Here is a 1,115-nt window from a genome sequence, read left to right as displayed (position 1 = left end):
TGTCAGGGCGCGGACACGCGATCCGTGTAGCTCGAGTCGAGCATCAATCCGGGCTACGGCACTCCATCAGGAGCGTGCGGGCGGCCACATCTGTGCAGCGTGCAAGACACGCAGAATCGTCACGGCAATCATTGATTCCGAATACACGACCACGTAGTTTGGCCGTACCACCATCTCGTGTGTCCCGCGGACTCGCCCCGGCCGATAAAGTTTAGGCTGCTCCCTCAACTGTTCGGCCTTTTCCTCGATTTCCGTGACGAGTGCCAGTGCTGCATCGAGGTTGTCCTGCGCGATGTACTCAACGATGGACAGCAGATCCACGCGCGCCGCTTCGCGCCATTCAAGTTCGAGCACGTCGCTTCTTGGCAATCAGGTCCCGTGCTTCAGCCATGACTTGCTTGTGAGGGACGGTCGGACGGGGGTCTTCCAAGGCTTCCCGAACCTTCGCGCGAAACCACGCATCATGGGCAGAGTCATCAACCGCCAGCCCTGCCGGCAGTCCCCCTTCCTTTATGACGCGTGTCAGAAGAATGCGAATTGCGTCAGAGACGGTCAGGCCGACATTCGCCAGAGCGGCGGTGGCCTGCGCCTTGAGGTCATCGTCCACTCGGACGTGGAGCATTGAAGTCTGTGCCACGGTCGCCTCAGTATTGAAGTAGAGCCCAATTGTATCTCAATTGAGATGCGAAATGGTGGCAATATGAAGAGCCATCCAGCCTTCCTTCATAGCGAGTTCGCGGTCCGCGCCGGATAAAGAGCGTTAGCTTGCACTGTCCCGACGTCCCAGATGGACCCAAAAGCCGGGGCGTTGGCTGCCGGTTGTGCCTCGGCGCTTCGGCACGCGCCTTCCTGCGCGCCGCCGCCAGCGTCACCACCGGGTAGTGCCCGATGCTGAGCTTGGCCTCCTTGCCATGCCGCTTGTAGCGATAGACCCACGCCTTGCCGGTCGGCCGCACGCGAAGGTAGAGACCGTCGCCGTCCGCCAGTGGATATTCCYTTGTCCYCGCGGCGCTGCCGCCYTGWTCTGAAGCTCGCTGAGTTGCCCCATGGTGTACCCAAGATCGGYYGCGGTTGAAWAGCAGTCTGGGGTACACCGTGGGGTACGCGCAAGAACG

General features: G+C 61.0%; 3 protein-coding genes. All 3 read right to left on the bottom strand.

From position 1 onward, the window contains the following. Positions 1 to 66: 66 nt before the first annotated feature. The 3 genes from AC04L7_RS19275 to AC04L7_RS19265 are packed head-to-tail and all read right to left on the bottom strand — an operon-like array spanning position 67 to position 1,094. Positions 67 to 354 (bottom strand): type II toxin-antitoxin system RelE/ParE family toxin, encoded by a 288-nt coding sequence (locus tag AC04L7_RS19275; RefSeq protein ID WP_018904949.1) that lies wholly within the window; start codon positions 352 to 354, stop codon positions 67 to 69. Next, positions 341 to 622, bottom strand: a complete 282-nt coding sequence (relB, locus tag AC04L7_RS19270) for a type II toxin-antitoxin system RelB family antitoxin (RefSeq protein ID WP_080642521.1) — start codon at positions 620 to 622, stop codon at positions 341 to 343. Before relB ends, AC04L7_RS19275 begins: the two co-directional genes overlap by 14 nt. Positions 623 to 644: 22 nt before the next feature. Then, positions 645 to 1,094, bottom strand: coding sequence for an Arm DNA-binding domain-containing protein (locus AC04L7_RS19265; protein ID WP_475513784.1), 450 nt, complete (start codon positions 1,092 to 1,094; stop codon positions 645 to 647). Positions 1,095 to 1,115: the final 21 nt, after the last annotated feature.

It is taken from the genome of Pseudoxanthomonas sp. LjRoot204_2 (assembly GCF_056175765.1).
This window is presented reverse-complemented; position numbering and strand designations above follow the sequence as displayed.